We start from the raw sequence: 24726 nt of genomic DNA, 5'->3' as shown, positions 1-24726 counted from the left end.
AAAAATGTCCCCTTTCAGTTCTTATTGCATGCTAATTTTAGCAGTCTGCTGCAAGAATCGAAAGGGGACATTAAACAGCTTCTTTCACGACCGTTTCATTGTATACGGCGTGCCGGCATAGCGCCCTCATAAACTAAATTCCCGTTCACCAAAGTACCGGCCACCTTTCCTTTGACTTCCATTCCGATAAAAGGAGAATTGTGCCCTTTTGACACAAAATCGTTATCATTAATTTCCCATTTGCATTCCGGGTCAATAATACAAAGATCACCTGGCATGCCTTCGAGAATACTGCCGCCTGGCAGTCGGAAAATTTGGGCCGGCTTAGAACTCATCCGTTCAAACAACCATGCAGGTGTATAGCCTCTTTCATATACCAATTTGGTCAACAGTATTGGCATGGCGGTCTCCAGGCCGATAATCCCATTGGCGGCTAAGTCAAAGGCCTTATTTTTATCCTCTTCCGTGTGGGGCGCATGATCAGTAGCAATAAAATCAATGGTTCCATCATCTAATCCTTGAATTAATGCCTCGACATCCTCTGGCATCCGGAGCGGCGGCGCCATCTTGGCATAGGTTCCTTTCCAGGGAACTGTATCTAATGTAAGAATCAGATGGTGCGGGCATACTTCCGCCGTTACTTCCAAACCTTCTGCTTTTGCCTGGCGAATTAATTCCACACTACGCGCCGTACTGACATGCTGGATGTGCATTCTGCCGCCGCAATAACGTAAAACTTCCAAATCCCGGCTTATGGCGGCCGATTCATTTACCGGATGATAAGCTGTCGGCCAATACGCTTTGAGGGAAGCATCCTCTTCATGCAACGATACAATTACATTCAGTTTCTTTGCCAATTTTAGCGCTTTATAAAGAACGGAAGCCCGCTCTATATAAAATCCGTCGTCCGAAAATACTTTAACCCCCAAGGCGGCCAAAGAAGCCATATCGGTTAATTCTTTCCCCTGCAGGTCACGAGTGACGCTGGCGGCTTGGAATACGCGAACCACCGCTGTTTCACGTATTTTTTGCTGTATTTGTTCATAGACGTCTACATTATGCGGCACAGGGTTAACATTGGCCATGGATACAAGGGTAGTAAATCCGCCGTGCGCAGCCGCTTGCGTGCCGCTAAGAATGGTTTCCTTATTTTCATAGCCAGGTTCCCGCAGATGGCAATGAACATCAATCAAACCGGGAGTAATCCACAAACCTGAACAATCATATACTTCGGCCGCATCAGCCGCTATAGTTTCTTCAATCCTTAAAATTTTTCCTTCGGCCAGCAGAATATCGGCTATCTGATCAAAAGAACGCGCCGGATCAATAATGCGTCCGTTTTTTAATACAATTCTCCTGGCTGGGTTGCCTAATCTGTCATTAAGCATTGCTGCTGCCTCCAACATCAAATTTCTGGCTTTTCTGCCTAATTACAGTATCTAGCCGAATTACCCTTTTTGTATAAATTGGGAGATATTCTCCAGAATCGCTTTAACGACCTCACCGTGTGAAGCAGCATGCAAAATAGGTCTGCCAACAACAATATAATCCGTCCCGCCGGAAAGAGCCTGTACCGGTGTTGCGGTCCTGGCCTGATCACTGTTCGGGTCAGGCATCAGACGGATTCCCGGTGTAGCAATTATAAAGTCCGGACCACATAAAGCTCTTATGGAACTGCTCTCCTGCGGTGAAGCTATAACCCCATCTACACCGGCTTCTTTGCACACTAGCGACATCCGCAAAACCGCTTCACGAATCGAATTTTCCGCGCCCACGTCTGCCCAATCCTGCTCAGACAGACTCGTCAAAACGGTAATTGCTATAATTTTTGGTCTGGCTGTATGATTTTCCCGCGCCCACTCTTCAGCACCTTTTACGGCTGCTTTGAGCATTTTTAAGCCACCGCTGGCATGAACACTAAGAAACTCCGGTTGAAACTGGCATAATGATTTTATAGAGCTTTGCACCATAGAGGGAATATCATGAAGTTTTAAATCAATAAACAAACGCTTTCCTTTTTCTACAAATGCTAACAATTCGCCATTATCCATTTTATAGAATAAATCCATGCCTACTTTATAATATTGAACCGCATCACCCAGTTCGTCCACAATCGCAAGCGCCTGTTTGCTGTTCATACCATCTAAGGCTACAATCAAATGCTCGTTCACTTTTTTCACTTCAGTTTCCTCCTACGTTAATTTTGCCAACTAACTGGCTGTAATGTTGAAGGTCGTGTTCCTCCAGATAACTGCACAGTCCACAGGCAATTTCATTCATTATCTTCGGATTAACGAAGTTTGCCGTCCCGACCTGAACGGCACTGGCGCCTGCCAGAAAGAACTCAATCGCATCCAAGGCGCTGCTAATCCCGCCTAAACCAATGACCGGTATTTTTACGGCCTGGGCAACCTGCCACACCATTCTGACAGCAACCGGCTTTATTGCTGGTCCGGAAAGACCGCCGGTAAGGTTGCCCAAAACAGGTTTCCAGGTTTTCGTATCAATTGCCATTCCAAGTAAAGTATTAATCAATGACACCGCATCAGCACCCGCTGCTTCCACTGCCTGAGCGATTTCGGCAATGTCGGTAACATTGGGTGATAGTTTAACGATCACAGGAACTTTGGCGCGTTTTCTGACTTCCCTGGTCACCAGTGCGGCAGAGCCGGGATTCACCCCAAAAGCCATACAGCCATGCTTGGTATTCGGACACGATATGTTGACCTCAATGCCAGCCACTTCTGCCCCTGCCAGCATTTCCGTAATTTTTATATAATCTTCCACAGTATTGCCATTGATGTTAACAATGATCGGTGTCTTATATACGCGTATTCTTGGCAGTATTTCATTCACAAACACTTCTATACCTGGGTTTTGCAGACCAACACAATTCATGATACCAGCCGGAGTTTCGGCAATCCGACGTCCATGATTGCCATTGCGTGGTTCGACCGTAAGCCCTTTTACACTGATACCGCCAACATAATCCCAGTCAACAAAGTCGTCATATTCCTCGCCATTGCCAAAAGTTCCCGAGGCGCCGATTATAGGCGTTCTCATTTGAATTCCGGCAAGGTTTACCGCTAACATTTCGGTTTTCGCAGCATGGTTCATAACTTCACCTCCCCGGCCCTAAATACCGGTCCCTGTTTGCATACCTGAAAGTAGCCGCCGTCTTGCTTTTCACAGGTACACGTCAGACAGGCGCCAAATCCACAGGCCATATGTTCTTCCAGTGATACCTGGCATGGAATCCGGTACGACTGGGCATATTCCACAACCGCCCGCAGCATGGGAATCGGCCCGCAGGCTAACATTGCATCAAATTTATTCTTGCTAAGCAAACTGGCCAGCGGTGAAACACAAGTTCCTTTGGTTCCTAAAGAACCGTCATCGGTTGTGATATGAACCTGCTGGCATACTTCCTCAAATAAGCTTTTCCAGAAAAGCTCATTTTCCGTACGTCCGCCGGCAATGACTTCTACAGGTACGGGACACGTTGCCTGAGCCGCAAAAAGCAATGGCGCTAATCCCATACCGCCGCCAATTAGCAAAGGACGTTGCGCCTTCAACTCAAAACCATTTCCCAATGGACCAAGTACCCTTATACATTCCGCTTTTCTTTTCTGGCTTAACAGATACGTACCTTTGCCTACTACCCGATAAAAAATAGTAATGCTTTTTTGCCGTTTATCCACGCCGGCAATTCCCAAAGGCCTATTTAGCAAAGGAGCCTGGAGCATATTGACCTCCGCCATAACGAATTGACCGGGGTTGGCGTTGGCGGCAATATCAGGCGCATATATCTTCATATAATAGGTATCGGTATTTACAGGGATATTTTCGACGATTTGCGTCTCCTGCCAAAATTTTTTACCCATTCCTATTCCCTCTCTTTACTTTTATGCTTCCTAACTGCTTTTCACAATTATTTTATCCGTCGACTATCCTTCAGCTGGATGAAACCCCCGCCTGAAGTTCATCTACCTTATATCTTCCCGCCCATCGGAACTAAGTTCCGATTTAACTTGATAAATATATAGTCCAGCATCGTTTTTTCGCAAAAATAATGCTTGGCTTAAATAAGACTTCTCGACATTTTCATAAATTTACTTGCTTCCTGTCCTATGCGCAGCAATTCCCGCAGCAATGTTATTTCGCGGCTTTCCATATCAACCGTTTCACCAATGATGCTGATACTAAATAAAACTTCTTCATCCGAAAAACTTACCGGTACAGAAAATGTCGTTACATTGGGTTCCATTTCGTTTCTGCAAAAAGCAATTCCTGCTTTTCTCACTTGTTCCAGTTCTTTTATAACCTCTTCTTTCTCACATTTCGTGTCTTCAGTAAAAGCCTGATACTTATGTTGTGATAATAAATATTGAATTTCTCCGGGGTTTTGAAAAGCTAAAATCACTTTTGCCGCTGCCGAACAGTGAAGCGGCATTTTTTGCCCGATATGTACAAAATACTTAGCTCGCTGGGTACTTGGCCTACGGGTATATATACAGTAGATTTCACCATTGTCATAGCGGCATAAAAAGACATATAATCCTGTACGTTCCGACAGTACATCACAAAAGCGCGCCAACAACCGGGCCGGATCCTGTCCTTCTAAATATTTACTTCCCCATACCATAGGCCTTGGACCTATGCGATAGCGTTTATTGGCCGGTATCTGTGAAAGCAATCCCTGATCTACCATGTCGGTTAACATACGGTGCAAAGTGGATTTAGCCAGCCCGGTCTCCTGTTGTATTTCCGTCATGCTGATTCCATCCAGGCTGACATTGCTGACAATATCCATAACCGAAACAAATCTATCCAACCATTCCAATCAATAATCCTCCTGCAAAGCGTATTTCTGCCGATATGGACCAATCCCTTTTCCGCTAATCCATTATACATTGAAAGTTTGACAGGCGAGTGGTTCGTTGGTAAACGCAAAGGTTAAGCGCCTGTGGTTGGTCGTTGGCATACACCATCCGCCGGTGTCGGCAAATTCTTTAATCTGAAATATAGTAAGTACCAAAAGAGGTCTCTCAAAATTACAACTGAGACCTCTTTCAACGTATTCCTTCTGCATTTATCTATTTAATATTCTAATTATAGCAAGTATATCTTACCTAATCCAGTTTCACATCTTTTGTTTCCTGAACGAGGAAAAAAACGTTGACCGCTGCCAGCAAATATACAAAGGCTAGTACAACCAAAGCACCGTTTAGTGTATATTTTGCGGCCAACATGCCAATCACCACAGGAGCAAAGCCACCTACCGCCCGACCGGAATTAAAGATGAAGTTTTGCGCCGTGGAACGTGCATCGGTAGTATAATGTTCAGATAATAAAGCGCCATAACCCGCCATCATACCATTGCAGAAAAAGCCGAGAACTGCGCCGCCAATCAGCAACGAGATCGGATCATTGAGTAAAGAATATATCCACACAGCTGCCGCCGAACATATATAAAAGGTTATGTAAGCCGGCTTTCTGCCCACTTTGTCAGCAAACTGCCCGAACAGGTAAATACCAATGACCATACCGATTACGGTGGCAACCATCCAGGTAGTAGTCTTGTTGAGAGTGAGATTATGCTTCTGCATCAAAATGGTCGGCAGCCAGATCATAATGCCATAATAGCCGAAATTCTGCACACTGGTCATAACTGTGAGGGCAAAGGTAGTTACAGTTTTACGCGAACCAGCAAATAATTGCATAAGAGGAAATTTATTCGCCTGACTCCAAACTTCTTTTTCCGTTTCTGTCAATACTTCCCCGTTGGCCATTTTTTTCTTAATAGACTCTTTTAACAGTTTGCGATTCATCCAAATATCTGGTTCAGGAATACCACGACGCGACCAAGCAGCAAACAAAGCAGGCAATACTCCAATTGCAAACAGCCCTCTCCAACCAAACTGCGGAACAACTAGCGCGGAAAGCACTGCAGCTAAAACAGCGCCTAACTGCCAGCCAATAGCAACCCCAGCTGTCGCCCGCGCTCTTTTAGCCGCAGGCCAGGTTTCTGCAACCAGCGTCATGCCGATGCCAAACTCCCCGCCAAGTCCAAGGCCTGACAAGAAGCGGTAAATATTCAGTTCTGTTACCGAATTGGCAAACGCGCACAGCCCGGTAAAAACAGAGAACAAAAGAATTGTCAGGGAAAAAACTTTTACACGTCCCACATAATCAGCCATAATGCCAAACAAATATCCGCCTATAACGGCGCCAATCAGGGTATAAGTAGCAATCCAGCCTGCATCCACAAACGACAAACCGAATTCTTTAATGATGGCAGTCATAACAAAGGACAGGATCAGCATATCCAGCCCATCCATAGCATATCCCGCTACCGAAGCGTACATCATTTTCCATCGCCGTTTCCAGGTTGCTTCGTCCTCGCCAGAAAAAAGATTTTGTTGATTTGTTTCCATTTTTCTCCTCCTCATACTACTTAATTTCCTATATAACAAAAGTTCATCCTGCGCTATATCGCAACTAAGATTACACTTCTGACAGGCATAATTGCAAAACTGTCTGTTTAACAACATCACACTAATAAAACTATATTTTTACATTGTTCCGCTGAACGGGATTAAGTTCCGATTTATTGATAAAATAAAAAAAGACACTTCGCGCCGTTTTTATAAACTGCTGAAGCGTCTTTGCTTATTGATTATGAAAATTATATTTCATATTGTACTCTGCTGTCCCTATAAAGTCAAGCGCTTTCTCTGATTTCTCGCATATTTTAGATGCACTAGTAAAGTAGCAGCACTTCCGGCAAAAGCTCTTTTTTGCCGGCTATCGCTGGATAGACTAACCCCCACTAAATTATCTTTATTTTGACTGAGTATCTGGCTAGTGAGGGCCGCCTCCAGAGCATGGCCTAAGGATTGTAATTTCTCGATTCTCAAGCGAATATACCTCAAATATCGTCCACAGCGTATTTAGTAAAACAAGATATTAACATTGGCGAGACGCTTAATGTAGTCATCAGCTGCTATTAGCATTGCAAAGTCGGAAGATACTAACCCAAGTAAAGTTGTAATCATAAAATTCACCTCAATTCTATTGTTTGTATTCACATATTACGTATACGTAGTATATGTTTAAACTTTGCTCTTCATGATTTCACACTCCTATCGCTATTTTTGCAAAATATACCTTTCTCGGATATTAAGTGTACGTAATAAAATTATATAAAAAATACTTATCGGCTTTACTATCAGTAATATATTTTGCATGCGTAATTTCTAATACCAGAATAATATATTTTAAAAATATTTTCAATACCTTTTTTTAAAATACATCCTTGTCGGTTACCGGCTTATAAAGTCCGGTATATTTTTAGCAACACCTTCTCAAACACGGTTATTTCTTCTTCAGTACACTCTTTGAGCATTTCATTTCGGACTATATTCAAGACCTCCATCACAGAAGCCTTCAAGTCAATCGCTTTCTCAGTCAAGAAAATATGGTATGCGCGACGGTCTTCCGGTGAATCCGCCCTATATACTAATTTTGCACTTTCCATGCGGTCAATAAGGCCAGTAAGTGTAGAACTGTCTAAATAACACCGCTTTCCCAGCTCAGAAAGACTGATACCGTCACCTTTATAGAGTGTGTAAAGAACCATCATCTGTACAGGAGTAATGCCAATTTTTTGGCTAAATATTTCTTTGGCAAACTGATTATGTTTTTGTTCCGCTTTAGCAAGCAGAATACAGATACTGTCAAAAATCGGGAGCATACTTTCCTCCGCTACTTTTAGTATTTCAAATTATTTGTATACGTAAATTCAAATTAAGCATAATCTGGCAGTGTTTAAAAGTCAAGCCAAATCCTCAAAAGTTCTTCTCTTCCGATAAAGTGACTTAGCTTCAGGTGGGGTTTAACCTCATCTGAAGCTAAGTCGCCGGATGAACATAAAAGCTGAACCGGCCAAGGAAACGATTGCTTTCCTAACCGACCCCATACATCTCACTACTCTATTTCACAAGTTGAACAGGTGCCAACCAGATAGCCCTGATTTTCCAGTATAACTTCTTTTAAGTCCATAAATCTATTTACAAGATCAGGATCGAATTGAGTGCCTTTATTGCTAACCAATTCCCTGAATGCTGCTTCGCAGGAAAGGGGCGTCCGGTAGGAACGCTTCGCGACCATGGCCTCAAAAGCGTCCACTACTGAACATATCCGGGCTAATAACGGTATTTCTTTGCCTTTAAGATGACAAGGATAGCCAGTGCCGTCATAACGTTCATGGTGACAAAGAATGATTTCACATACCTGCTCAGGTAAATCCATGCTCTGGGCTAAGGTATAGCCGAATAGGGGGTGATATTTTATCTGGGCATATTCCTCACTTGTTAAAGAAGCTTTTTTGTTGAGTACGGTAGCCTGTATCTCCGCTTTGCCAATATCATGCAGAAGACTTCCCCAGTGCAGGAACAGTACTTCAGCTGGCTGAAGATAATCTAATTTATCCGCGAGAAGTAAAACTAATCGATTTACTCCGCAGCAATGCTTTGCCGTTTGAAAACTATCCAGATGCAGTCCGTCAAAAAGAAACTTCATTTTGCTCTCTATTAAGGAAAAATCAGTACTGGTTTTGATCACAAAGCCCCCCTCCCCGGCCACATTCTAACCTCATTTATTATTATAAGCATAGAAGGCATTTACTGTTACACTTTAAACCTGCCAACAATATTATTAAGATCTTCCGCCATTTTTGCCAGCCCCAGCGCATTGGATTTCAGCTCATTCATACCGGCTGTTTGTTGCTCTGCAGCGGCTGATACAGTTTCCGTGCTAGCAGAAGTTTCCTCGGCGACAGCACTGATATTTTGAATATTATCCACCATGGATTGCATTCCTTTTGCCGTTTCGTTTACCGCATAACTTATTTGTTCAATTCCTGATTTTACGCTTCCTAGCTGCGCAATGATTAGTTCAAAACCAGTTTGAGTTTCTGTTGTAACGTTTTTTCCAGCCACAATCTCAACATTTGCTGCCTTGATGCACTCGACTGTAGAGTGAATATCATTAGTCATATGGTTCACTATTTCACCTATATGACTTGTAGATCGCCGACTTTGTTCTGCCAGTTTCCTGACTTCTTCGGCTACCACCGCAAAACCTCTGCCGGCCTCTCCCGCCCGCGCAGCCTCAATAGCGGCATTCAGCGCCAGTAGATTAGTTTGGTCTGCAATATTCCCAATTACACTAAGTATTTCCTGTACATCTTGCGATCCCTGCACAAGGGCGTTAGATAATAATGTAACCTGCTCCATTGACTGGCCAATTGTGTTATTCTGGTTGACTACTCTTTCTAGTAATCCCATTCCTTTTGCAGCTTCGGCTACAGCATTTTGTGTGTTATTATTGACTTCTGCCGCAGCTGCACTAATTTCCTCAGTGGAAGCTGATAATTCCTCAACTGTAGCCGAGATGTCGGTTATACTATTTGTATTTTGCGCAGAACCGGTTGCAATATCAGTGATAGTCTGTGTGACGGTTTCTGTTGCCTGAAGCTGTTCTGCTGCCGTACTGCTTAATACCTCGCTTGAAGCAGCAAGCTCACCGGCATCTTTACTCATTTTATAAGTTATTTCCTTTAAAGCCGCTTTCATTTTTGCCAGGGCCAAAACGGAATCCCCTATTTCATCATTTTGCCTGGAAACAAGTTCTTCGGCCGTCAAGTCTAAGTTGCTGACCACTTCAATCTGCCGCTTCAGATCTCCCAGTCTCGCCGCAATACTCCGGCTATACCAGTAAACCGCACCAAAAACTAGAAGCAAAATCACAACACTTGCAGCAAACACAATTTGTTTTGTAAAAGCGGTTTCCTGTTTCATTCTTTGGTTTTCAACAGTAAGAATGTTCTCCTGCAAGGCAAAGATTTTGGCAAATTGCGTTTGCAACTCTTCGGTCTTTTTTCGCGCTTCAGTTGTGATATTGGAAGCTTGAGGATCATCAACTTTCTTGGCTTGAATAATCCTGTCTTTTAGGGTTACATACTCCTCAAAGAGGTAAATTAGTTTATTGGCTTCAAGCTTTATTTCCTCAAAACGAGTTTCGCCGGCAAATTGTTTTACTCGCTTATAGGATTTTTCAAAACTCTCATTCGCTTTTTTCTCATAAACCGGGTCTACATAAGCAATAAATCCGCGTAAATCCGCAATACCTGTATGAAACTCGTCCTGCGCGTCCTTTAACCCCAAAGTTCGCTGCACGGTTTGATTAATTAACGAATCGTAATGTTCCGTAGTATCGGTATACTTTGACATAGAGTAACCTAAAACACCAATTAGAAATAAAACGATACTGCCAAACATTATACTTAGCTGTAATATGATCGGAATACGACGCTGCATAAAATTCACCCTCTAATCAATAATTATTATCTTATAATATTAATTATATCATTAGTTTAATGGAAAATCAATGCAATTCTTTTACATAGTGCTTATACTGCAAAATTTCTCATAGGCCGTTTGGCTGCTTGATTTGTCTGTCCACTAAATGAAGGCATTGTATGCTATCTTCATGTACCTTTAAAATTAAAGTGCCTATAAATCCAGCGTTGGATTTATAGGCACTTATATATTATTTCCGCTTACTTCTTCTTGGTTATTTCTAATTCACAATACGCATCACCGGCAGCAATTAAACTATTAAACTTAAGCTCAAGTTCAGGGAAGCAGCTTACAACACCCTGGTCGCCACAGGAAGCCAGATCGCAGAGATGTTTCACTTCTTCAGGTGAACAGCCGAGTTTTTTCCAGGCCTCAACCAGTGCACAGTGGTGAAAACGGTATATTCCCTTTTCCGCTTCAACTTCCCTTGGTTCCATCGCAAAGGCCAATGCAGCGTTTTTAGTGGCGATGCCGTCAAAAAACTCTTTAGGTGTACTAGCTGTGCCGATTTTTTGGCCTTTCATCTGCCCAAACTTGAAAATAGCTTTTTCGGCAACTTCATCGGCATTGCAGCCTGCTTCTTTCATACCTTTATATAATAAGTAGAACCACACAGCACGATCTTGGATGGCCAGCCGGATGGCAGTTGTCAATTCTTCCTCATTTTGTGTACAGCAATTATTTTTTTCCATGTGCTTTCCCCTTTCATCATCTGTGAATTATTCACCTAAATATGCTTTTCTTACTTCATCACTGTTTAAAAGCTTATCGGCTTGATCAGCGAGCACGATTTTGCCGGTTTCAAGAATATAGCCACGGTGAGCTATCAATAGCGCCATACGGGCATTTTGTTCAATTAGAAGAACCGACGTCCCCTGACGGTTAATCTCCTGGATTAACGTAAAAATTGTCTCTACCAGTATCGGCGCAAGCCCTAGCGAAGGCTCGTCAAGCAGCAATAGCTTGGGCTTAGCCATCAGAGCCCGTCCCATGGCCAGCATCTGCTGTTCGCCGCCGGACAGTGTTCCCGCCTGCTGCTTCCGGCGCTCCCAGAGTTTGGGAAACAGAGTAAAAACTTCTTGATAGGAGTACTTAATGTCTGCATCTCCTGTGCGGCTATAGGCACCCATATCAAGATTTTCCTGCACTGTCATGAAGGGAAATATCTGACGTCCCTCCGGCACTAAGGCGATTCCTTTCCGCACGGTTTTATCGGCAGCCAGCTCGGTTATATCCTCCCCGTTAAAAAATACACCTCCTTCAGCAGCCGTAAGCAGCCCGGCAATGGTTTTCACTGTCGTGGTTTTACCGGCGCCGTTACTGCCAACGAGCGTTACAATTTCACCGGCGTTAACCTCCAGTGATACCCCTTTGAGGGCGTGAATATTGCCATAATAGGTGTGTATGTTATCTACTTTGAGCATAGTGCCGCCCCCTTGCCCAGATATGCCTCAATAACTTTGGCATTAGCCTGAATCTCTCTCGGGAGTCCCTCGGCGATCTTTACCCCGTGATCAAGCACTACCACTTTATGAGATATTCCCATAATTACTTTCATGTCATGTTCAATCAGCAGTATCGTGAGCCCTTGTTCATTAAGCCGCCTAATCAATTCCATGAGTTGCTTGGACTCCTGGGGATTCATTCCGGCCGCCGGCTCATCCAATAGTAAAAGTTCAGGTTCGGACGCCAGGGCCCGGGCAATCTCCAACCGCCGCTGTTCCCCATACGCCAGGTTACATGCCAGTTCCGCCTGTTTGTCACCAAGACCAACCATTGCCAGTAATCCGGCTGCATCCTCTTGTATCGCCGCTTCTTCCTCCCTTACGGCATCACCACGTAAGATGGAGCCGAAAAGTCCGGTTTTCGTGCGGCAGTGGCGCCCGATACGCACATTGTCCAAAACCGTCATTTGCCCGAACAGTCTAATATTTTGAAAGGTACGGGTAATGCCGCGCTGCGTAACCCGGTGAGGCGGCAGGTTGGTGATGTTTTGACCCCGCAGGGCTATTTCGCCGGCACTGACCTTATAGACACCGGTAATTATATTGAACACAGTTGTTTTGCCCGCGCCGTTCGGACCAATCAGGCCAACAATCTGTCCTTGCTCAATACTCAGGTCAAGGTGGTCGATCGCAGTCAGCCCGCCGAATTGTTTGGTTAAGCCTTTAATTTCGAGCAATGCCAGATTGACCGCCCCCTTGTCGTTTAATCCGGACCCGCGCCTTGGTTTTTTCCCGGCCTTTCCCCATGATTCCCTGGGGGCGGATCAACATTACAACCATCATAATCAAGCCAAAAATAATCATCCGGTATTCGGATAGGTCCCGCAGTATCTCAGGTGCAATTGTCAGCGTAACTGCGCCGATGATCGAACCGGCGACACTTCCCATCCCGCCGAGCACCACCATCGCCAGAATGGCAATGGATTCGCTAAATGAAAACGTATGCGGGTCGATAAAAGATGCGTAGTGGGCATAAAATGCGCCGGCAATGCCTGCAAAAAAGGCCCCCACCGCAAAAGCCAGGATTTTGTACCCGGTTACGTCTATTCCCATTGCCTTGGCTGCCAGATCATCCTCCCGTATGGCAATAAGCGCCCGGCCAACACGTGAATCGATAATTCGCCTGATCACGGCTATCGTAAGCACAACAAGCAATAAGCAAAGATAATAAAATGGTAAATTTGTTGCAAACTCATAAGAAAACAGTTTGGGCGACGGAATTCCCGGCAGCCCCATCGAACCACGGGTTAAATCGGTCCAATTCAGCATAATCAGGCGAATTATTTCACCAAAGCCAAGTGTGGCAATAGCTAAATAAATATCCTTAAGCCGCATAGTCGGTATCCCCAGCAGTATCCCAAAAAAAGCAGCCACAAGTCCTGCTAACGGCATAGCCAGCCAAAATGAAAAATCCAGTTTCATAACCAATAACGCCGAAGCGTAGGCGCCAATACCGTAAAACCCTGCCCACCCCAGACAAAATTGTCCTGTGTAGCCGGTTACCAGATTGAGGCTTAGCGCCAGAATACTGAACACCCCTGACATAATAAGTATCCTGATCACGTAATCATTATTAATTATCAAGGGAACTGCTGCCGCTACCAGGATCAGGGCCAAAGCAAAAAGTTTACTTTTTTTTGCGTCCACATAAATCCCCTACACTTTCCCTTGAGTATCTCGGCCGAATAAGCCTGACGGTTTTATGAGCAAAACCAGCACGAGGAGGGCAAATGCTAACATATCTCTATAACCGGATGAAATGTAGGCGGCGGTCAGGTTCTCAACCACCCCTAAAATCAAACCGCCAAGCACTGCTCCGGGAACACTTGTCAAGCCGCCAAAAACAGTGGCTGTAAAAGCCTTCAGCCCGGCGCTAAAACCCATCATAGGATAAAAAGCGTTATAATACATGCCAATCAAGACGCCGGCAGCCCCACCAAGCGCAGAACCTAACGCGAAGGTTGCCGCTATTATTTTATTGATATTTACACCCATAAGGCTAGCCGCATCTTTATTTTGGGCCGTTGCCCGGATGGCTTTGCCTATTTTTGAGCGATACAGGATAAACTGCAAAACCAGCATTAAAGCAATGGAAACTCCCAAAATGAGTAACTGGGCATTGGAAACCTGTAAATTTAGAATGGGATAAAACTGCAAATCAAAAGAATCCGTCGGCAAACTCTTGGTGTCACTTCCCCACCAAAGCATGGCTGCATTTTGCAGCACAACAGATAATCCGAGAGTACACACCATAGGCGCAACATCAGGCGCGTTCCGCAACGTCCTAAAGGCTACAAGCTCGACGATAACGCCAACAAGGGCCGAACCAGCCATAGCCAGAAGCAATGCCGGCAAAAAAGACAGCTTTAGCCCGGTGATCAGGAAAAAACCTAAAAAAGCGCCAACCATATAAACTTCGCCGTGGGCGAAGTTTACCAGGCCTAACACACCAAAAATCAAAGTGAAACCAATTGCGATAAGAGAATATATACTGCCTTGCGTCAAACCATTGATAATTTGCTGCAAAAACATCGCACCACTCCTTCAGGCGAAGTTAAAACACTGGGCGTTACCTTATTCGCCGGGGCATCCAAACCCCGGCAAATAAGAAAGAGTCACAAGCATATGCCCGCTATTTACTGACGGAAAGGAATGTACTTTCCATCTTTAATAATTAATCTCGACAGAGTTTTGTTTACATCGCGATTTTCATCAAAAGTGGTAATGCCGGTTACTCCCGGGAAATCCTTGATACCGGCAAGATTATCACGTAAAGACTTTCTATCGGTTGCACCCTTCTTCAGCGCTTCAATGATTAGGTTAGTTGCATCATAGGCCTGAGCGGCAAACTGCGTTGGCAGCTTACCATACTTCTCCTGATAGCTTTTAACAAAATCCTGCACTTCAGGACGGGTATCCTCCGGATAGAAAGAAACTGTCAGATATAGCCCTTCTACAGCAGCGCCGCCAAGCTTCAGCAGTTCGCTGGAATAGAGGGCGCCAGTACCGGCAAGCGTCACATTTAAGTCAGCTTTTTTAACCTGCTGGGCAAATAGTGCTCCGTCAGTATACATCATCCCCAAATAAATCAGATCAGGTTTTTGTTCCTTTATCTTGGTGATGATTGCGCTAAAGTCCTTACCCTGCTCTGGCAGGTATGGTTCAAGCGCGACAATCTCCGCGCCCAGTTCTTTTGCTTTCTTCATGAAAAATTCATGGGCTACAATACCCCAGTCATTTTTTATGTAGACGATGGCAACCTTCTTTTTATTGAGGTCTTTCACTACATACTCAGCCAAAGCCGGTCCTTCAACCGCCTGGCTGGCAATATTGCGGAAAATGTAATTGCCCTGTTTCGTGAAGTCAGGATGTGAGGACGTCGGCGACAGCTGAACCAAGCCGCTTTTTTGATAGATAGGCGCGCCGGCAAGAGCTGCGGTACTGGTAAAATCACCAATTACCGCCGTGATATTGCTATCTGAAACAAACTTCTGGGCGATGTTGGCCGCTTCTTTCGGGTCCGCTTTGCTGTCACCCACAACCAGTTTAAGTTTTTTACCGTTTACTCCGCCTTTGGCGTTGACCTTCTCAATTGCCAGTTCAGCGGCGTTCTTAAACACCGTACCATATTCAGCATAGTCCCCGGTCATCGGCGCTGTCAGGCCCAGGCTGATTTCTTGCGATGCCGAAGGCGATCCTCCACCACACCCGACTGCGAAGATCGAAACCAGGAAAATTAGTAAAATAGCCATTTTTCTCGACAGAAACCTAAGCACGCAAATTCCTCCTTGTAGTTTTTGATTGGACCGCCTACGGTAAAACAGCACCGGCTTTTACGAAAATTAAAAAAAGCCAATGTTGACCCAAGCATAAGCTCGGAGTCAACATTGACCTTCAGTCTTCTGATCAGCCAGTGGTTTATTCAGTTGGCGTATTCTCAGCACCCCTTTTATAGAAGGGTACCTCGCTCCCTTGCATCAAGCATCCATATGATTATGGTCCGCTTAATTGCTAGTTATACTATACCTGCCAATGAAACCAGTGTCAATATAGTAATATATATTTTAGTTATTTAGCACTTGTTTTGCAAACGCCAAGGCAAACAGTTTGCTACATAGGCCTATTCATTATCCGCCGGAAAGGATATTTACTTTAAACCGCTACATGTAACAAAACAATGAAGTAAGCGTTTTGATCCTCAGATACCCTTCTTAGCCAGAAATTGCCTGCCTGTAGCTGTATCAGACTGGGGAGCAGGTAAAGTAAAAGCCATAACTGCCGGTATTATAGACAGATAAGTGACTAATTCCATTGCAAGCGGCAGTCCATATTTGTCTGCAAACCATCCTAACATCGGTGCGGTTATGCCGCCCACGCTTACTGCCAGCCCCAGCGTGACTCCTGAAGCCAGACCAAGCCGGTTGGGAAGATATTTTTGTCCCAGAACCGTCATGGGGCTGTTAGGTGCGAAAAGCGTCATACCTATAGGAATCAGCAATATAGTTGCCAAGGCTACATTGTTTACCATGGTAAACACCGCTAGGAAAGGCAAAAGCGCAACAAATCCAATCCGAATAATCTTATTGTAACCAAAACGGTCTGCTAACTGCCCGCCAAACAGAGTGCTCACTGCCCCGATCATGAATAAAATAGTTAACGCGGAGCCACCGGCGGCTTTTGATTGCTGGAGTATATTGATCCAGTACAATGGCAAAAAAGTATTCAGGCTGTAAAAAATGATAGAACGGCAAAATATAACTACCGTGAGTCTGGAAAAAGGAGCCCACTCGTCCTTTTCTACTGCCGCGTCTCGGATATCTCCCGTTTTTTTACCAACCGTCTGAAACTCTTGCAGCCTGCCTGCCTGGGCGGCTATGATTGCCGCCATGATGGCTGCCGGCACAATCAGGATCAATGTGCCTTTCAATCCCCAGAACAACAGTGAAGCCGTGGTGATAACCGGCCCTAAAGCAAATCCTGCGTTGCCGCCGACGGAAAAAATACTGATACCAGTTCCTTTTTTTTCACCGGAAACTTTATTAGCCATTCTCGCCGCCTCCGGATGAAAGGCTGCAATTCCGACCCCGCTAACCGTTACGGCTGCAAAAATCAACCAATAGTTGGAAAGAAAGCCCACTGCAGCCAAACCACAGCCAGCTAACAGAATACCACCCGGCATCAGCCAAGGCTTTGAACTCTTATCGGCAAAATATCCGAACAAAGGCTGCACAACGGAAGAAACAAAACTTGCCGCAAAAACAAGGCCGGCAGCGGCAGCGTAACTCAGATTATACTCGGCAATAAGAAAAGGCAGTATGGCTGGCAACGCCCCTTGGTTCAAATCGGCGAACAGATGCCCTGCAGACAGCAACCAGAGAAAACGATTTTTCATTTTGCACCTCATTTTCATCTTATCATCTGATGTTTAAAATTATGAAATCATTTATCGTAATAATGCTTGTAAATCTTTCATTGTTCTGTCTAGATTCTCAGCAGTCCAATATTCAGCCGCTTGTCCATCTTTACGTTCAAGGGCATCTAATAACTGTTCATGGATGGAAATCTGGTTTTGATATAGTTCCCGGTCTGAAACCAACTTGTCCAAGGCATCCCGCAATGCGTTAGAAAAACTTTGATATAAATCGGCAAGAACACTATTCTTGCTCGCAGCAGCGACAGCAAGATGAAATTCAAGATCGCTATCAACATAGGCGCGATTATCGTCTACGCGTCTTGCTTCACGTCTCCTGTTCAAGCTTTCGCGCATATAAGAAAGATCATCTTCCGTCCGGCGCTGGGCCGCCAGCTTTGCTATTTCCAATTCAAGTATACGTCGAACCTCGTACACTTCCAGTATGGTAGCCCGCCGCAGTCGATGCGCTAATGGTTCTGAATTAACATTTTTATCGAGCACATACGTCCCATCTCCCTGCCGAACTTCAAGCAGGCCAGCTTTTACTAGAACGCGTATCGCTTCTCGGATTGTGGAACGACCTACACCAAGCATGCTCATGAGTTCAGGCTCGGTAGGAATTTTATCACCAGGCTTCAGTTCCCCTAACGAAATTTTTTCTTGAAGCTGCTGAATTACTTGATCTCCCAATTTTCTTTGTTGCACACCTTTAAATGTAATATTCATCAGATCATCTCCTGTTTGACTATAAACTATCATCTTATTGTAGTGTTGTCAAGAGGCGCAGGTGTAATGCTTATCCATAGTTTTACAGATTTTATTAGTGATCGCCATAAAGTTGGGGGAGTTATTTGCTCAGACAACGAAAATTCGCCCAGACAACGTCTAGGCGAACATAACCCATCTCCCGCTAATCCAGCCTTTCAGATTCTCTTCCTGTACACTTTACCAGTTACAATGACCATCCCTCCCGGGATAGTGCAACCCCCAAAATCTTATTTCTCTAAGTTTATCAGCGTAGTTAAAAAATCTCTATGGATAAAATGCTAGTTCGGGAAAAAGGGCCAGCGGCGAACTTGCAAGCAGCAGTTCCGGAAAAAGAACAAACCCCGGCTGCGGTGGAGGATCATCATTGCCACAACAAGGACACTCACCATGAAAGTAATGCTCATCAAACTCGCAACCACACCACAGGCATACTTTATATAATCTTAAATAACATACTTTATATAAGTTCAAGACTGAAGTATAGGTTTTAACACATCTTTTAGCGGTCCTTGGCAACCGCCAGTCATGTGCGTAAGAATAGCAACCCACAAGGATACCTCCCCTATTGGCGTTTACTCTATAATATGTTAAGTCCTCACTATAGTGCTATGAACAATAGTATAGCTTTTATTTAACGTTTTCTTCGTTCCATCATAAAACACTTTCTTTTCCGTCAGCTTTTTCTGCCTTATCGGCAGTTTGCAGTTTTTCTTCCAAACTGGCAATTTCTATGCGCAGCTCCATTTCCGGTGGCAAAGTTCCCTGTTTCATTGCCCTCTAATATTTTGCTCTATAATCCTGTTAATTCCATTATGCATGCTGTCTTTTCCAATGGCCGCCGGGTAACTCTACATTCCGAACAAGGCATAAAATTTGAGGGTATCTGTCATATATTGACTAAATCAATAGGAACTATTAAAAAAAAGATGATTTTACTAATAATTTAATCATGATATACTGATTAAAATATTTCTAATTTGAATAAAGTCTACTATTTGCTGATCAGAAAAACTGAAGGCGAAGTTTTATCCTTATGTGGAAAAACTTCGCTTTTCTATTTACCATTTAAATTTTAAATATGAGGAGTTAAAATTATGAAAGTTCGTGACAGCGGAATGCCCGACCAGTCATACTGGGAGAGTTTATTAGATGTTATACTCATTCTCGACAAACTAGAAATCAATGAACAGATTGATTCCCTTGTAGAGTTTGGTACCGGCTACGGAACATTTACTTCCCCTACTGCAGAAAGAATCCGAGGTAATGTGATTTCTTTCGACATTGATGACCAGATGATTGAAGCCGCCACTACTCGTACTGCTTCCCATAAATCCAAAGTCAATATAATTAAACGTGATTTTATAGCAGATGGAACAGGACTCGCCACTAATTCGATCGACTATGTAACGCTATTTAATATCTTACATCATATTAACCCGCTAGAAATTTTAAATGAAACTTATCGAATTCTCAAAACAGGTGGAAAAGCTGGTCTTATTCATTGGAACTATGATCCAACTACCCCCAGAGGACCAAGTTTGGATATTCGTCCGAAACCCGAACAAATTAAGCAATGGGCCATAGATGCCGGATTTAAGTTGAAAGCCAATCTTATCGACTTACCACCTTACCACTATGGATTCTTAGTATATAAATGGTAGAGCAACCTTCTAAATGCCTCTTCAGAGGCCATCGATCCTAAATCTGGTTGGGGGCGGAGCTATTTTTCAGAAAAGCTCGCACTCTTTTTTTAGTCATAAATCACCTGATGTATGCCATGAGAGGCAAGCTTCCTTTCCGGCGCGTTAACAGGGGTGACCTGCTTATACCCGGTGCAGCCGAGGACTTTATTCATCTACCAGCCGGTAACCGACCCCTATTTCTGTCAGGATATACCGTGGTTTTGCCGGATTTTTTTCGATTTTTCGTCTGAGCCCCGCCATGAGGGCCCGCAAGGCCTGCGTATCACTGCCATAACCTATGCCCCAAATTTCTTTCAAAATTTGCTTTGTCGTAAGCACCTTGCCAATATTCTTAAAAAATAGCGACAGCAGGTTATATTCCATGGGTGTGACATGGGTTTCGCTGCCATCTACATAAAGTAATCGTTTATCGAGGTCGATTTGCAGCCCGCCTACCTGGAGGATACCCTGCGCTTTGTTACCGCTATGTTGCCGATATAAATATCGCAGCACAACACGGATTCGGGCAAAAAGCTCCGTTGCGGAAAAGGGCTTTGTCAGATAATCGTCGGCTCCCAAATCCAGCGCGGCTGCTTTTTCCTTGTCTTGGTCGCGTGCGGAAATAACGATAATCGGCATTTCCGACCATTCGCGCACTTTTCTGATGACCTCCATGCCATCAATGTCCGGAAGTCCCAGATCAAGCAGCATCAGGTCGATTGGTTCTGAGACAAGTATACTTAATGCACCCTCACCGGTGCTTGCAGCAATATGCCTGAAACCTTCTGCGTCCAGCAAATAACAGATATAATTTCGTATTTGCCTGTCGTCCTCAACTGCCAGGACGTAGGCGTTATATAGATTCATGGTCTACTACCTCCAATGGGAGCGTAAAGATAAGCTCCACTCCTGGGCCATCCACGCGGTTATGGGCCGTTATGCTCCCTCCATGCGCCTTCACCACCGCGTCGCATATGGGAAGCCCCAGTCCTATGCCGGGCTGTGCATCCGAATGCTTGACCCGCGACGTATAAAACATCTGAAAGATATTCGGCAACTCGGAGTCCGTAATGCCTTCTCCACTGTCGCGGACCGAAAACACGGCACAGTTCTTCTCCGCATCCTTTGTCACCGAAACACAGATTTCATCCTGGAGAGATGTATGCTTGACGGCATTATCCAAAAGATTGATAAGTACCTGTCTGATCAGCTTGGCGTCCATTGGTACGAGCAACAATTCATCCGGTACATTAACTGCTATTTCATACTCCGGGTAGTACCGTGAAATATGGCGGATCGCGGCACCTACGACCTCTTCGGCGGCTTCCTCCTGTTTGTTGAGCACCAGCTTTCCGTCCTGCAGACGGGTCAGGCTCAAAATGTTCTCAACCAAAGAATGCAGCCAATTGGCATCTTTATGGATTCCTGCCATAAGTGGGTATCGCAGGTCATCCTTCGCCGTCATATTCAACAGCATTTCAGAAGTTCCTATGATGCCGGCAAGAGGTGTGCGCAAGTCATGGGAAATTGACCGCAGCAAATTTCCCCGAAAGCGCTCTCGTGCAATTTCCTCATTGAATTCTATCCGCTGCTGCGTGGCGCGAAAACGATCCATTGCCAACGCCGTGCTTTCGATCATGGCATGCAGCATTCGGGTTTGCGATTCGTTCATGACTTTTGCAGTTTCGTTGGCAACCCGGATAATCCCCAGCGTTGTCTCCCGTCCATAGATCGGCCAGTCATAAAACTCCGGGCCGATATCGTAGTCGGTTTTCAGTCCTTCGATCCGGTGCAGAAGTGCGTCCACATCCGGAATTTCCCGGCGAATCTGCTTTTGAGGAGAAACCTGCTGGCTAAAGATCTGTTCCGGTTTTCCATTCGGATCAAGCCAGAGGCATCCTACACTACTGTTTAGCATTTTGCTGATAGCGCGCGTTGCAATCCTTGCAATATCATGAATATCTTCTGCCTCTGTAAGATGGTTTGTCAATGTATATAGAATCTTTGTGCCGGCTTCTTTTTCACGGGCATCTATTGCATTCTGTTTGGCATGTGTGGTAAGGGTACTCGTGACCAGCGCCGCAATGGTCATAATAATAAAAGTGATAACATACCTATGGGCATATACAGAAAAGGTATAAATCGGATCGACAAATAAGAAATTGAAGAAGAACGCCGCGAGCAGGGAAGCAAGAATACCGAAAACATATCCATCCGTAAAGCGAGCTGTTAACAAAACGGCTAAAAGGTAAACAATGGCGATATTGGTTTCCAGTAATCCCATGGCACGAAAAAAATACCCGGTAGCGGAGGCGGCGATTACCAAAACAAGCATAATACCTGCGCGACAGATGACAGATTTTATACCACTATCTGGTTTCGCGGTCATCATAGATTCTATAATATTTTTAGTAATGCGCTCCATCATGGCTTAGGTCCTTTCTTTTTAAGATCTCCCAAGGCAACAAAAAAACCGTCCCCCCAGACGGCGACAAAGGCGCAGACAGATTAGCCCACCAGCATAAACATAATGGGACAACCGCCGCAATAGGCGCCAAGTCTTCCTCACAGCGCTCTCACACGGTTTCGTGCATTCTCACACCGTACTCACAACATTTTTGTTATAATAACTTCCAATGAGCTAATCGCTTAGAGTGAGCAATAGACAGGTTCCACGTTTTGGGTAAGCCGCTGCATGATTTGATGGAAGGAGGCGCCTGCCAATGGGAACAAATTGTGCAAATCAAGATGCTAATATATCTCAGTATTTAATTGATTGTCATATCGCAAAGGCAAAAGGCGGAACTGGATTAATTACTATTGATGCAACCGCTGTCGATCCATTGGGAAAGACTATAGCGAATCAACTTGGTTTGTGGTCTGACAAACACATTGCCGGGTTAAAAAACTTAGTAAATGAGTGCCATAAATATGGCGCCAAGGTTTCTGTACAACTCCACTACGCCGGCAGAGAAACCAGTGCTTTAGTCGCGGGTATTCCCCCTGTTGCCTCAGCTCCTATTGCTTGCTCAAAATGGTTGGATATTCCACAGGAACTTACAACTGAAAAAATTCAGGAAATCATTCAAAAGTTCGCGGATGCCGCCAGAAGATGCCGGGATACAGGCGTTGACGCCGTTGAAGTACATGCTGCGCATGGTTATTTAATTGGCCAACTTCTATCGCCGCGCATGAATAAAAGAATAGATGAATTTGGTGGTAATCTCGAAAATAGGATGAGATTCCTCCTGCTAATTATTCAAGGCATTAGACAGCAGGTTGGCAACGCATATCCTATTATTGTTAGAACCGGGGATTTAAGTATTACTGAAATAAGCGCTATAGTCAGACGCCTGGAAGACGCCGGGGTTAGTGCAATACTCGTCTCAACAAATTCCGGATATTTAGCCTGTTTAGCAGAAAAGATTAAAAAATCCGTTAAAACCCCTGTTATTATAAAATTCCTGTTATTACCACTGGCAGATACACTGAACCTTGTGTCACAAAGGATACTTTGCAGACTGGCAGGACGAATCTGATTTCTTGAAAAAACAATCCCCTTAATTTTCCTGGTCTTTTTTAGTATACCAATACACAGGTGAAAGTACAATCCTGTAACCGTACGCTATGGCAAGGACCTTTATCCTATTCCATGGCAGGAATAATGAACAAAAAAGTTGCCTGCTTCCGTTTAAGCATTATACATGCATCACCATATAACCGTTCTGTTTTTACGCCTGCTGAGCGAATTTGAAAGAAAGGGGAGACAGGATTGTCAAGGACTATTTTTATTACCCGCACGGATCAGGAGAGACTGGGGAAATTAATCCAGCTCGAAGAGGAATTTGCGCCAGACAGAAAGCTGTACTTAGACGAATTGAAGTCCGAACTGAAGCGGGCTGTTATTATCGAACCGCAGGCCATTCCCGCTGATGTGATTACAATGCGGTCACAGGTATTGCTGAAGGATCTGAGCAGTGGGGAGGAAATGATCTGCACTCTGGTTTATCCGGATGAAGCCGATATGTTGGAAGGAAAAATTTCGGTATTAGCGCCGATCGGCATGGCTATTTTGGGATACCGGGAAAGCGATAAGGTTGAACGGGAAATTCCCGGAGGGACCGCTCTGCTAAAAGTGGAGAAAATTCTTTTTCAGCCTGAGGCCAGCGGTAATTTTGATTTATAACGGTAACCATAATCTATTAACAGCGAACACGGACAACACCAAGACCTAAAACAAGCAAGGCCATTGCCATATTCTGCAGTGGCCTTGCTTATTTCAATGACCGCCAGACCGTAAGCTCTCTAATACCTTTTTCATAGCCGGACTTGCAAAAGCTATATCCATAAAAGCAACCGGCAAAGAAGCCGTCATCTTCTGCACAAATTCCCGGACATCCCGGCTATCGCAAATCATAACAACAGCTCCGACAACTTCATTGATATCGTTGCGCAGAGGCCGGGCACTAACCATACAGTATCTGCCGATACTCTCAATAAAGATCTTCTTGTTGCGAAAGGAACAGCCGTTGTTTAGCATCCGCCAAATAAGGAGACTATCCGCCAGGTCGGGTGGCAACGGTTGTTCCAGACTGCCTTCCTTTAGCTTTAGGATGTTGGCAGCTGCTTTATTGCAGTGTTTTAGTATCCCTGAGTCATTTACGGCCAACACGCCATCCGGAACAGAGGCCAGGACAGCCTCAAGCTGTTCGGCCCGTTCTTTCGACGGCATATCAAAGACTTCGCTAACTTTGTAGATTCCAACCACCTGTTGCAATTCTCGCATAATCTGCGGCTTTTGTTCCTCAAAAGCAATCTGGCACTCCAGATAAAGTGCACCCTTATCCACCTCGACAGATACTATGTTACATTCCCAATTCACCAGAATTTGCGAGATGTCAAGCAGCAACCCAGGCCTATCTGTACATGGCATA

General features: G+C 44.6%; 23 protein-coding genes. 3 read left to right on the top strand and 20 right to left on the bottom strand.

Annotated elements, in window-relative coordinates:
• Positions 1–95 precede the first annotated feature (95 nt).
• The 17 genes from SATMO3_RS13275 to SATMO3_RS13195 form a co-directional block, all read right to left on the bottom strand.
• The gene (locus SATMO3_RS13275) at positions 96–1388 is read right to left on the bottom strand and encodes a dihydroorotase (protein WP_371381263.1); all 1293 of its coding nucleotides are present in this window, start codon (positions 1386–1388) and stop codon (positions 96–98) included.
• Positions 1389–1448: 60 nt separating this feature from the next.
• On the bottom strand, positions 1449–2180 hold the full coding sequence (gene pyrF, locus SATMO3_RS13270) for an orotidine-5'-phosphate decarboxylase (RefSeq protein WP_371381262.1): 732 nt from the start codon (positions 2178–2180) through the stop codon (positions 1449–1451).
• A gap of 1 nt (position 2181) precedes the next feature.
• The gene (locus SATMO3_RS13265; protein WP_371381261.1) at positions 2182–3117 is read right to left on the bottom strand and encodes a dihydroorotate dehydrogenase; all 936 of its coding nucleotides are present in this window, start codon (positions 3115–3117) and stop codon (positions 2182–2184) included.
• Positions 3114–3884, bottom strand: coding sequence for a dihydroorotate dehydrogenase electron transfer subunit (locus tag SATMO3_RS13260; RefSeq protein WP_371381260.1), 771 nt, complete (start codon positions 3882–3884; stop codon positions 3114–3116). Before SATMO3_RS13260 ends, SATMO3_RS13265 begins: the two co-directional genes overlap by 4 nt.
• A 197-nt stretch (positions 3885–4081) precedes the next feature.
• Positions 4082–4843, bottom strand: coding sequence for an IclR family transcriptional regulator (locus SATMO3_RS13255; RefSeq protein WP_371381259.1), 762 nt, complete (start codon positions 4841–4843; stop codon positions 4082–4084).
• 289 nt (positions 4844–5132) lie between these two features.
• Positions 5133–6437 (bottom strand): MFS transporter, encoded by a 1305-nt coding sequence (locus tag SATMO3_RS13250; RefSeq protein WP_371381258.1) that lies wholly within the window; start codon positions 6435–6437, stop codon positions 5133–5135.
• 896 nt (positions 6438–7333) lie between these two features.
• Positions 7334–7756: a MarR family winged helix-turn-helix transcriptional regulator gene (locus SATMO3_RS13245; RefSeq protein ID WP_371381257.1), complete on the bottom strand. Its 423-nt coding sequence runs from the start codon at positions 7754–7756 to the stop codon at positions 7334–7336.
• A 233-nt stretch (positions 7757–7989) separates the two neighbouring features.
• Positions 7990–8625 carry an HD-GYP domain-containing protein gene (locus SATMO3_RS13240; RefSeq protein WP_371381256.1) on the bottom strand — a complete coding sequence of 212 codons (636 nt, stop codon included), beginning with the start codon at positions 8623–8625 and terminating at the stop codon, positions 7990–7992.
• A 65-nt stretch (positions 8626–8690) separates the two neighbouring features.
• Complete coding sequence (locus SATMO3_RS13235; RefSeq protein ID WP_371381255.1) at positions 8691–10382, bottom strand: methyl-accepting chemotaxis protein; 1692 nt, start codon at positions 10380–10382, stop codon at positions 8691–8693.
• Positions 10383–10624: 242 nt separating this feature from the next.
• On the bottom strand, positions 10625–11116 hold the full coding sequence (locus tag SATMO3_RS13230; protein ID WP_371381254.1) for an L-2-amino-thiazoline-4-carboxylic acid hydrolase: 492 nt from the start codon (positions 11114–11116) through the stop codon (positions 10625–10627).
• Positions 11117–11143: 27 nt separating this feature from the next.
• Positions 11144–11848, bottom strand: a complete 705-nt coding sequence (locus tag SATMO3_RS13225; RefSeq protein WP_371381253.1) for an ABC transporter ATP-binding protein — start codon at positions 11846–11848, stop codon at positions 11144–11146.
• Positions 11836–12612 (bottom strand): ABC transporter ATP-binding protein, encoded by a 777-nt coding sequence (locus SATMO3_RS13220; protein ID WP_371381716.1) that lies wholly within the window; start codon positions 12610–12612, stop codon positions 11836–11838. Before SATMO3_RS13220 ends, SATMO3_RS13225 begins: the two co-directional genes overlap by 13 nt.
• Positions 12593–13576 (bottom strand): branched-chain amino acid ABC transporter permease, encoded by a 984-nt coding sequence (locus SATMO3_RS13215; RefSeq protein WP_371381252.1) that lies wholly within the window; start codon positions 13574–13576, stop codon positions 12593–12595. Before SATMO3_RS13215 ends, SATMO3_RS13220 begins: the two co-directional genes overlap by 20 nt.
• 9 nt (positions 13577–13585) lie before the next feature.
• Positions 13586–14461, bottom strand: coding sequence for a branched-chain amino acid ABC transporter permease (locus SATMO3_RS13210; protein ID WP_371381251.1), 876 nt, complete (start codon positions 14459–14461; stop codon positions 13586–13588).
• Between the two features lie 104 nt (positions 14462–14565).
• On the bottom strand, positions 14566–15705 hold the full coding sequence (locus SATMO3_RS13205; RefSeq protein ID WP_371381250.1) for an ABC transporter substrate-binding protein: 1140 nt from the start codon (positions 15703–15705) through the stop codon (positions 14566–14568).
• Between the two features lie 422 nt (positions 15706–16127).
• On the bottom strand, positions 16128–17321 hold the full coding sequence (locus SATMO3_RS13200; protein ID WP_371381249.1) for an MFS transporter: 1194 nt from the start codon (positions 17319–17321) through the stop codon (positions 16128–16130).
• Between the two features lie 51 nt (positions 17322–17372).
• Positions 17373–18068 carry a FadR/GntR family transcriptional regulator gene (locus SATMO3_RS13195; RefSeq protein WP_371381248.1) on the bottom strand — a complete coding sequence of 232 codons (696 nt, stop codon included), beginning with the start codon at positions 18066–18068 and terminating at the stop codon, positions 17373–17375.
• 1136 nt (positions 18069–19204) lie between these two features.
• Here SATMO3_RS13195 and SATMO3_RS13190 point away from each other — a divergent pair.
• Positions 19205–19771, top strand: a complete 567-nt coding sequence (locus SATMO3_RS13190) for a class I SAM-dependent methyltransferase (protein WP_371381247.1) — start codon at positions 19205–19207, stop codon at positions 19769–19771.
• Between the two features lie 186 nt (positions 19772–19957).
• Here the strand turns inward: SATMO3_RS13190 and SATMO3_RS13185 are convergent, their stop codons facing one another.
• A complete protein-coding gene (locus SATMO3_RS13185; protein ID WP_371381246.1) occupies positions 19958–20659 on the bottom strand; it encodes a response regulator in 702 nt (233 codons plus the stop codon).
• The gene (locus tag SATMO3_RS13180; RefSeq protein WP_371381245.1) at positions 20646–22127 is read right to left on the bottom strand and encodes a DUF4118 domain-containing protein; all 1482 of its coding nucleotides are present in this window, start codon (positions 22125–22127) and stop codon (positions 20646–20648) included. Before SATMO3_RS13180 ends, SATMO3_RS13185 begins: the two co-directional genes overlap by 14 nt.
• A gap of 388 nt (positions 22128–22515) precedes the next feature.
• Here SATMO3_RS13180 and SATMO3_RS13175 point away from each other — a divergent pair, with 388 nt between their 5' ends.
• Both SATMO3_RS13175 and rnk read left to right on the top strand, forming a co-directional pair.
• Positions 22516–23331 carry an NADH:flavin oxidoreductase gene (locus SATMO3_RS13175; protein ID WP_371381244.1) on the top strand — a complete coding sequence of 272 codons (816 nt, stop codon included), beginning with the start codon at positions 22516–22518 and terminating at the stop codon, positions 23329–23331.
• A gap of 233 nt (positions 23332–23564) precedes the next feature.
• Positions 23565–23978, top strand: a complete 414-nt coding sequence (rnk, locus tag SATMO3_RS13170; RefSeq protein ID WP_371381243.1) for a nucleoside diphosphate kinase regulator — start codon at positions 23565–23567, stop codon at positions 23976–23978.
• 93 nt (positions 23979–24071) lie between these two features.
• On the opposite strand, the gene SATMO3_RS13165 is transcribed toward rnk, so the two are convergent.
• Positions 24072–24725: a PAS domain-containing protein gene (locus SATMO3_RS13165; protein WP_371381242.1), complete on the bottom strand. Its 654-nt coding sequence runs from the start codon at positions 24723–24725 to the stop codon at positions 24072–24074.
• Position 24726: the final 1 nt, after the last annotated feature.

It is taken from the genome of Sporomusa aerivorans, from assembly GCF_041428895.1.
In the GTDB taxonomy this organism is placed as follows: Bacteria; Bacillota; Negativicutes; order Sporomusales; family Sporomusaceae; genus Sporomusa; species Sporomusa aerivorans.
The sequence above is the reverse complement of the archived record's forward strand: the minus strand, read 5'-3'. Positions and strand labels throughout refer to the sequence as shown.

Excerpts from the sequence above, each read along its gene's own strand:
- SATMO3_RS13225 (WP_371381253.1), bottom strand. The coding sequence starts at position 11,848 with ATGCTCAAAGTAGATAACATACACACCTATTATGGCAATATTCACGCC.
- SATMO3_RS13230 (WP_371381254.1), bottom strand. The coding sequence starts at position 11,116 with ATGGAAAAAAATAATTGCTGTACACAAAATGAGGAAGAATTGACAACT.
- SATMO3_RS13185 (WP_371381246.1), bottom strand. The coding sequence starts at position 20,659 with ATGAATCTATATAACGCCTACGTCCTGGCAGTTGAGGACGACAGGCAA.
- SATMO3_RS13165 (WP_371381242.1), bottom strand. The coding sequence starts at position 24,725 with ATGCCATGTACAGATAGGCCTGGGTTGCTGCTTGACATCTCGCAAATT.
- SATMO3_RS13210 (WP_371381251.1), bottom strand. The coding sequence starts at position 14,461 with ATGTTTTTGCAGCAAATTATCAATGGTTTGACGCAAGGCAGTATATAT.
- SATMO3_RS13260 (WP_371381260.1), bottom strand. The coding sequence starts at position 3,884 with ATGGGTAAAAAATTTTGGCAGGAGACGCAAATCGTCGAAAATATCCCT.
- SATMO3_RS13180 (WP_371381245.1), bottom strand. The coding sequence starts at position 22,127 with ATGCTTGTTTTGGTAATCGCCGCCTCCGCTACCGGGTATTTTTTTCGT.
- SATMO3_RS13245 (WP_371381257.1), bottom strand. The coding sequence starts at position 7,756 with ATGCTCCCGATTTTTGACAGTATCTGTATTCTGCTTGCTAAAGCGGAA.
- SATMO3_RS13235 (WP_371381255.1), bottom strand. The coding sequence starts at position 10,382 with ATGCAGCGTCGTATTCCGATCATATTACAGCTAAGTATAATGTTTGGC.
- SATMO3_RS13190 (WP_371381247.1), top strand. The coding sequence starts at position 19,205 with ATGAAAGTTCGTGACAGCGGAATGCCCGACCAGTCATACTGGGAGAGT.
- SATMO3_RS13265 (WP_371381261.1), bottom strand. The coding sequence starts at position 3,117 with ATGAACCATGCTGCGAAAACCGAAATGTTAGCGGTAAACCTTGCCGGA.
- SATMO3_RS13200 (WP_371381249.1), bottom strand. The coding sequence starts at position 17,321 with ATGAAAAATCGTTTTCTCTGGTTGCTGTCTGCAGGGCATCTGTTCGCC.
- SATMO3_RS13250 (WP_371381258.1), bottom strand. The coding sequence starts at position 6,437 with ATGGAAACAAATCAACAAAATCTTTTTTCTGGCGAGGACGAAGCAACC.
- SATMO3_RS13275 (WP_371381263.1), bottom strand. The coding sequence starts at position 1,388 with ATGCTTAATGACAGATTAGGCAACCCAGCCAGGAGAATTGTATTAAAA.
- SATMO3_RS13195 (WP_371381248.1), bottom strand. The coding sequence starts at position 18,068 with ATGAATATTACATTTAAAGGTGTGCAACAAAGAAAATTGGGAGATCAA.
- SATMO3_RS13175 (WP_371381244.1), top strand. The coding sequence starts at position 22,516 with ATGGGAACAAATTGTGCAAATCAAGATGCTAATATATCTCAGTATTTA.